At 47.7% G+C, this 7821-nt stretch carries 7 protein-coding genes; 1 reads left to right on the forward strand and 6 read right to left on the reverse strand.

Features of this window, described 5'->3' with window-relative positions; translation table 11 throughout:
• Positions 1–29: 29 nt before the first annotated feature.
• Positions 30–1481, reverse strand: coding sequence for a DUF1800 domain-containing protein (locus SFV55_RS07825; protein WP_320028928.1), 1452 nt, complete (start codon positions 1479–1481; stop codon positions 30–32).
• A gap of 151 nt (positions 1482–1632) precedes the next feature.
• Positions 1633–3513, reverse strand: coding sequence for a CBS domain-containing protein (locus SFV55_RS07830; protein ID WP_320028929.1), 1881 nt, complete (start codon positions 3511–3513; stop codon positions 1633–1635).
• A 117-nt stretch (positions 3514–3630) separates the two neighbouring features.
• Between SFV55_RS07830 and SFV55_RS07835 the strand changes: the two genes are divergently transcribed.
• Positions 3631–4167: a hypothetical protein gene (locus SFV55_RS07835; RefSeq protein ID WP_320028930.1), complete on the forward strand. Its 537-nt coding sequence runs from the start codon at positions 3631–3633 to the stop codon at positions 4165–4167.
• A gap of 17 nt (positions 4168–4184) precedes the next feature.
• Here the strand turns inward: SFV55_RS07835 and SFV55_RS07840 are convergent, their stop codons facing one another.
• The 4 genes from SFV55_RS07840 to SFV55_RS07855 form a co-directional block, all read right to left on the reverse strand.
• The gene (locus SFV55_RS07840; RefSeq protein WP_320028931.1) at positions 4185–5102 is read right to left on the reverse strand and encodes a UDP-3-O-(3-hydroxymyristoyl)glucosamine N-acyltransferase; all 918 of its coding nucleotides are present in this window, start codon (positions 5100–5102) and stop codon (positions 4185–4187) included.
• Between the two features lie 373 nt (positions 5103–5475).
• Positions 5476–6510, reverse strand: a complete 1035-nt coding sequence (locus SFV55_RS07845; protein ID WP_320028932.1) for a DUF3078 domain-containing protein — start codon at positions 6508–6510, stop codon at positions 5476–5478.
• 14 nt (positions 6511–6524) lie between these two features.
• Positions 6525–7376 (reverse strand): mechanosensitive ion channel family protein, encoded by an 852-nt coding sequence (locus SFV55_RS07850; RefSeq protein ID WP_320028933.1) that lies wholly within the window; start codon positions 7374–7376, stop codon positions 6525–6527.
• A 27-nt stretch (positions 7377–7403) separates the two neighbouring features.
• Positions 7404–7697: a hypothetical protein gene (locus tag SFV55_RS07855; protein ID WP_320028934.1), complete on the reverse strand. Its 294-nt coding sequence runs from the start codon at positions 7695–7697 to the stop codon at positions 7404–7406.
• Positions 7698–7821 lie beyond the last annotated feature (124 nt).

Consider the following 7821-nt stretch of genomic DNA (forward strand, 5'->3'; position numbering starts at 1 on the left):
TGAATTCGTTTTAGAGCATTAATAAACGCTTAGGCCAATTGAAACTCTGGCAATCTCGAAATGTGTTGGATCAGCAAGGCGACTTGTGCGGGTACGTATTCCCAATCCAGGTTCCAGGAGCCGCTGGCATAATAGGTTTCGGGCACTTCCCATTTGAAGGTTTTGATGGCTGATGCATAATCCGCATCACGGTACAAACCACGTGGTAACCAAAAGTCGACAATAGCCCTCGCGGTGAGTTCCGGATCATTGTGTTTGGGGCTGAGCGCCTTGGCCAGGTTGCGGTAAGTTTCCGGTTCGGAATTGTACAAACCATACAAGCCCAAATCCATGGAGGCCCAGCGTCCAGTCAGGGTTGCGCTCGATATCCAGGCTCGGTTGCCCGGCCAACCGGCTACATCAACGGGTTGGAAAATTTGTTGCCCCAATTCGCCAGCCAAATAAACCACTCCCAGGGTTGTATCCTGCGCTTCAAAAGCGAAGCCCCCCTGCCGGAAAAAGCTGACCATCATTTCGATGGGGCTTTTGATGATGGTACCAATGACTTCATCATCAAAAAAATGTTCACTTTTGAGCAGTTGGCGGAAGACCGGGGCGATTTGGAAATTGTTGTCGCGGAAGGTTTTTGCCAGGCCTTCTACAATACTTTCATCGGCCTCGGGGTGGACAAAGTGACGGTAAATTTTGCGGCAGATGTAAGTTGAGATTTGCACGGCTCGCTCCTGAAAGAGCAGGTCGTGCAGGGTATTGTAATTGAAAGCTGCCGTTTTACCAAAAATGGTTTTATTGCCCGGATCAAAACCCTGGTTCGTAAATCCAATCGGCGCACAGATGGCGGTAAACCCATTCCAGCCAGTCAGGGCCCGGGCGCTTTCCACAATATCCTGTTGGGTATATCCATTGTCTCGCCCCAGGGTGAACAATTCGTACAATTCCCGGGCATAATTTTCATTGGGAGAAAAGCGATTGTTTTGTACCCCGTTCAAATAAATCAACATCGCCGGGGTGGTCCCTATGGCTTTGACAAAGGCTTTAAAGTCGCCGAGGCAGAATTGCTGCAAAATTTTGTGGTAGGCGTACAAATAAGAGGGGCACACGTACGTTTCACCTTGGGTTACAAAATGGTTGTGCCAAAACAGCGCCAATTTTTCCCGAAACCCATTTTTGTACATGTCGCGCATCCAGAGGGTAGCCCACTCAATGTATTGCGGGCCAATCTGTTGATCAAAATTTTGGTAGTCGCTGTATTGCATATTGGCCCAAGCAGGAGCTGGGGGTAAGGCGAGGTTGAACGCGCTACTGACCAGCTCGTCAACCAGTTCGGCGGGTTTTCGCTTGAGGGCTGCTTCAATTTCGGAAGGCTGGGCTCCGAACCCCATTCTGCGGTACAAGTGCTGAACTCGACGGCGATCCCAGGGCTTGGCTGTGCGGGGAGCATAAACACTCAGGGTTCCCGCCGCACAATTGACAAGGGTATTCATAGGCAATAGGTTGGTATTGAATCGATTGATTTAGAAACGGCAAAGGTTCTTTTTGTATTTTACGGTTAATTTTATTGTTCAATTAAAAAAGAGACGAGATACGACAGGAAAAAAGTTACCAGAATTTTATTAAATCATCAAGTAGCCTTGCTTAAACTTCCCACTGCTCAATCAAGCGTGCAGTAATGTCTAAAAAGTCATTTTCAGTAATGATACCTACCAGTTCTCCATTTTGTACCACGGGCAGGCAGCCAATTTTTTTATCCCGCATCAATTTAATGGCATCCAGAATCAGCATGGACGGGTGTACCGAAACGGGTTGGGCAATCATTATGTCTTGCACCCTTTGAAGACTGGGGTCTTCCAACTCGGTTTGTTTGGCCAGATGCCGCAAAACCAGGCGAGCCGTAATCAACCCACACAAGTGTCCTTTTTGGTCTTCTACTGGCAGGTAGCGGACACGTCGCCAGTCCATCAATTTGGCAACCAGATGAATCAGATCGTCCTTTTGCACCGTAAACAAATCGGTGGTCATGAACTCTTCCACTTTGAGGCTGTTCGCCCGATAATGTGGCAAGTCCTGAGCGCTTGGTGGGGTCCATTCGTGCACAGGCAAGTTTTGTTTTTGACGGTTATGAATAGCAGCAGTAAGGGTAACCAGGGCTTCGTCCTCGCGTAACTTGCGGCGCAAAGCGGTGTAGCTATTGAGCTGCCAGATGGCACCGTTGGTATGTGCTTTCATCCGCGCTTCGGCGATGCCCAGGTATTGGTCGATGTCGGCACTGCTTACCTGGCGGGCCTGTAAGCCCAAACGCGCCAAGGGGATCAACTCTTGCAGCAACAGGTCCCGCGCACTGATTTTTTGGCCATCAAACCAGGAAAATTTGGAGTCCAGCCCAAACGCCGCGGCTTTTTCAAAATTGGAACGTGCATCCTCCCAGCTCATTTTTTGGCGCACATCGGGGTAATGGAGTTCACAGCCAATCATCGCTCCCGTCCAAAACGCGGTATTCACCATTTGATCCACTACGCTAGGCCCGGCTGGCAAAATTCGGTTTTCGATGCGCAGATGGGGCTTCCCATTTGGACTGATGCCATAGTAAGGTCGATTCCAACGATAGATGGAGGAGTTGTGCAGGCGCAGCGCGAGTAGTAGAGGGGTTTCACCCCGGCGAATTTTTTCCTCTACATTTTCTTCACTTTCGCGGGCGATCAGGGTGCGAAATCGGGCCAGATCATCCCGGTAAATGTCCAAAATGGAGTGTTCCACCCAGTTGTTGCCAAAATTGACGCGGGTACTGCGTTCGCGCAGGTGGTCATGGGTGGTGCGCACATCCAGAGCCTGCTGAAAGAGAGCAATGCGACTCTCGTGCCACAATCTGCGCCCGAAAACGATCGGAGAATTGGCTCCCAGGGCCAAAGTAGGGCCAGCCAAGGCCAGCGCAAAATTATACATCTTGGCATATTCCCCGGGGTTGACTTGCAGGTGAATCTGGAAGCTGGTGTTGCAAGCTTCCAGCAAAGGGGTATCGTGGCGCACTTGAAGTTCATCAATGCCCCGCAAACGAAACTCAAAGGCTTGCCCATTGCGCTGGGCGGTCATGGCATCGATGAGGAGATTGTAGCGCTCACGCGGGGTCAGATTGTGGCGCTCTAGGTCGTTTTTGCGGATGGTAGGCAAAATACCAGTGAGCAGGAGTTCGGCGTCGAAAGGCCCCAGATTGTCGCGAATTTCTTGTAGGCGTTGCAGGATTTCCTGCTCCATGTTTTGAAAACAGTTACCAGTGAAATCCTGGGGTTGGAGATTGATTTCCAGGTTGAACCGGGCCAGTTCGTTGTCCAGCCAGGGGCAATTGGGCATACTTTCCAAAATTTCAACGGCCAGGGGTAGGGGTTTATAGGTCTTGGCATCTACTACACAAATTTCCTGTTCGGCACCGATGCGGGATACTCCTGTTTCGAACCAATGGTGGTCCAGCATGTACTCGATGGCCTCAATGTCGGCCAGTAAGGCCCGCATAAAGTTTAGCATTGGTGTAGACTTAGCCAATTAGTTTTGCTGCAAAATAAGGATTGTTGTTATTCCTTGTTCATGCAAAAATTTTAATCCTCAATCCACGTTTGACAAGGGATGAAAACATTTTCCAGCATGCGCAAAATTTGCCTTTTTATCTTGCTTCTTTTACTCCTAGCCACTTGTAAAAAGGACAAGCGGGAGCGCCTTTTTGAAATCCTGGTCCCCAACATTACCTTTGAGATTCCAGCGGGATTGAGTGGTGGCTTGCCTAGAGTATTTGCCTTGGACAACTTGAGCTCCAGTGTAGTCGCACTGGCTAAAAATGCGGGTATCGATACGGCGACCATTGTGGAAATACGGCCACGTGCTGCTACCTTGCAAGCCATCCAAGGCAATGCGGATTATTCCTTTTTAAGTCAGGTGGCCATTCGGGTGTGTCGGAGCGGGTCTACAGTATGCAACGCTACCGATGAAGCTTTTTATATAGAATATTACGATGAGCGGAAGATCGGTTCCCGCATCAATTTAAATCCTTCCTTACCCAACTTGCGACGTACCCTGATTCGGGATCGGTACAAACTGGAGATATTGTTTTATCTGAAACCGGGAGCGGTATCTCCTACTGCAATTCCGACCAGATTAGACATGATTTTTGAAGCAGTGAGATAGGCTTATTGCCAACAGGTTTATTTTTCATTGGTGATTCTTCTGAGCATCGCCAGTTCTTTGTAGGCGTTTCTTGCCTCCTGTGCAGGATAGCCAAAATAAACTTTACCTTCCTCCAGATCTTTGGAGACCCCGCTTTTCGCCAAAACTACCACCTTGTCTCCGATATGCAGGTTTTGGGCTATGCCGACCTGTCCGTACAAAATGACATCGTCACCAATCACACAATTGCCCCCAATCCCAACCTGAGCTGCAAACAAACAACGTTTTCCTACTACAACATCGTGGCCAATGTGCACCTGGCTATCGAGTTTGGTCCCTGCACCAATCAGGGTGTCACTGGAAACTCCTTTGTTGATGGTACATCCAGCGCCTACATCTACTCGATCTTCCAGAATCACTCGCCCCCCTGAACGCCATTTGAAAAATCCTTCAGCACTGCGTTTGAAATAAAAGGCTTCGGTGCCGATGATTGCACCGGGTTGAACGATTACCCCTTCCCCAATCAAGGTATGTTCGGCAATGGTAACATTGGACATGATGTGGCTGTTGGGACCAATTTTCACATGAGGCCCAATCACCACATTGGGCTCAATGATGGCACTCGGATGAATTTCAGCCAAAGGACTGATGCTGTTGTGCTGCTGCTGATAGGGGCGATGCTCCAGCACAAGGTTATTGTAGGCCGTAAAAGGCTCTGCACAAAGCAATAAGGTTTTGCCTGCAGGGGCTTCGACCCGTTCGTTCAGGATCACAAAAGTGGCAGCCGAACTCAGCGATTTTTCAAAGTACTTTTTTACGTCCACAAAAGTGATGTCGCCAGGACGCACTTGGTGAATCTCATTGATGCCAGTAGCAATAGCCGTGGCATCGCCAATGATTTCGGCATTGATCTTTTTGGCAATTTCCTGGATTGGAATGGGTTGGTCGAAGGTCATGGATCTTGGTTTGACTGCTTGCTGCAAAGAAAATCAAAAAAGAATAATTTTTTTTCAGGATTCAAAATCCAATTCCTGAATTACCTCCGTAATATCTTCTGTAACCGACTTTTCAAAATGTAAATAGGGGGAACTTTCATTAGCATTCTGCAAGCTTCCTCGTGAAGTTGGTAGACATGTAAGCTCAGGTTACTAGGTTTTGAGGAATTGAGTAGCCTGAGCATTTTGATTTTCCTTTTACTATATTTTCCTTTTTCGAGTTGGACCTTATCAATAAATGTGCCTGTTAGCCAGTGGGAAAACGACCAATGAAAAAGTCCGATCAGCGTAATTGCCCATCGGACTTTTCTTGTTTAACCAAATCTGGTTTTGCTTAAAAAGTTATCGCGTACTTCAACAACAACTGTTGCGTAACACTCAGCCGCGGCCCGGTTACAGGCTTGCCGCCGCCATCTACCTCTATGCCGTTGATGGCGTTGAAGTCAGAAGTAAACATATTCATGTCGTCGTCGTAGAAGAAGTTGACGAGCAGTCCCAATTGGAAGTTTTTGAACAGGGTCCAGGACAAACTGTTGCGCCAATCTACGTCCACATTTTGGGGGTTTTTCAGGTAGTTGCTGAACAACAAAAGGTTGGAGGTGTAAGCCAGTTTGTCGCCCAAAAATTTGCTGGTGTACACTGCACGCAGTTGGCTACCCAATTGCGCATCCACATTCTCGGCAGCAATGATGTTGCCCTGGGCATTTTTGGTCACCGGGTTACCATGTACACCACGCAGGGCAATGGCATCGCTACTCACGATTACCCACTTGGCTCCCAATGGCGAGTAGAAAAGTGAAAACTTGGCATTAGGCTTATAATCTACCCCTAGCGCAAGGTTGATGATGGCTGGTGAAAACAGCTGCGCCAGGCGGGAAGAACCTTCAACATTGTTCAGAAAAAGCCCGGGGAAACTACTGCCACCCTGGTAAGTGGGCGTTAGCTGGCTCAAAAAGTTGAAGTCAGCAGCATAAAACACCTTGGATTTTTCAGCAGTTTTGAAGCCCAATTTTGAGCTGACCACCAATTCGTCCAGTGATTTTTGGAAAGGTACGTTCGCTGCAGTGTTGTTGATGCGCACCACCCCAGTACCCAGGCGTTGTACGCCAAAGTTCCATTGGCCCAGGTTGCTCCAGGCTACCCGTCCTTTTTGGTAGTTCCCAAATACGTTGATACCGCCGCCAAATCCCAGGCGATCTTGTGCAGCACCTTGCCGGGGGTTGATGTTGAGCAACTGATCGAATGCCAGCGCCAGGCCAGCGCCACTTTTCCAGTAAGAAGTGTCTTTTACAGCTGCTTCTTGTCCATAACTGGCAAAGGCAATCCATACAAACAGGAAAAGCAGTTTGTAGCGTAGTGATTGTTTCATTGTGGTTCTTTGGATTATTTGAATATTTCGTATTTCTCGCTGGACAATTTGTTAAGGGGTACGACTATTTTGCGGTCATCGGCATCAAGTGTCATGGTGGAATTGTCCATGGCAACAATTTTACCTTTTACGCCATCAATAGAAATGATGTCGCCCACTTTCACTTTATTTTTGTTGTAATAGGCTGCCAATAAGTTGCCCACTAAAGGCCGGGAAGCATAACCGTAACCTACCGCAAAAGCACCGACAATACCCGCTAGAATGATGGAAAGGTTGTCCTGGATAAAGTTTGTATCAATACCAGCCTGCGACAATGTAATCATGGCCACATTGATGAAAACAAAGTAAAAGACAAAATTCGCAATCAGGCCTGCCGCTGGAATATTGAGTGATGCACAAGCAGTATGTACCAATTTCTTGAGCATATCGGCAAACAGGATGCCAATCACAAAAACCACCAATGCGGAGAGGATGCGTGGAAGGTATTCAAATATTTTGCTGATCATATCCGATACGGCAGTAATGCCCATGGTATCGGTTGCAGCCATAAAGAAGAAAATAAAGATCAGGTAGTACAAAAACTTGCCTACCATGGCGGAAGGCTTGAGTTTTACTGGAGAACGAGCAATAAAATCAATTTGATTGAGGCGGTCTCCCAATTTATCCGCACCAATGCGCTCCAACAGTTTTTGGAAAAAGCGTGAAATCATTCTACCCAGAAACCAGCCCAAAAATAAGAGCAACAAAGCGCCGATGAATTTGGGAACAAAAGCAATCATACCCATGAAGAATTGGTCAAACATGGGTTGATATTTGTTGTAAAGTTCATTGAACCAGTCGGAGATGTTTAGTAAAAAAAGGTTCATAATTGATGGCTTAGGTTGAAGGATTTATTATCGAATGATTTCAGGACTTTGAGGGCCTACACCAGTGGGGCCAGTGCTGTCTGGGCGGTCCGGGGTGTTGGGTGGAATGTGGTTGGGATTTTGGGAATGATCGGGGTCGTTACCGCCAGCGGCCATGACCATGACCCCAACCATTTGGGACATGTACAAGTCGGCGACGTCGCCTAACATCCTCAAGAAACCGAGGTTTCCCCACACATTGTGCAGAATTCGCTCGTACTTTTCAGGTGGGATGTTGTTGGCGTCCTCATCGAACATCCTTTGAAAGTTATTAGGATTCATAAGCCGAATTAGTTTGTGGCCGGCATCAGATCTTCCTTGACCTTTTGGGCCTTTTCTTTGGCACGTTTTATTTGCATTTTCACCGCGCTTTCGGTTTTGTTCAAAATTTCGGCAATGTCTTTGA

It is taken from the genome of Haliscomenobacter sp. (assembly GCF_033763495.1).
GTDB lineage: Bacteria > Bacteroidota > Bacteroidia > Chitinophagales > Saprospiraceae > Haliscomenobacter.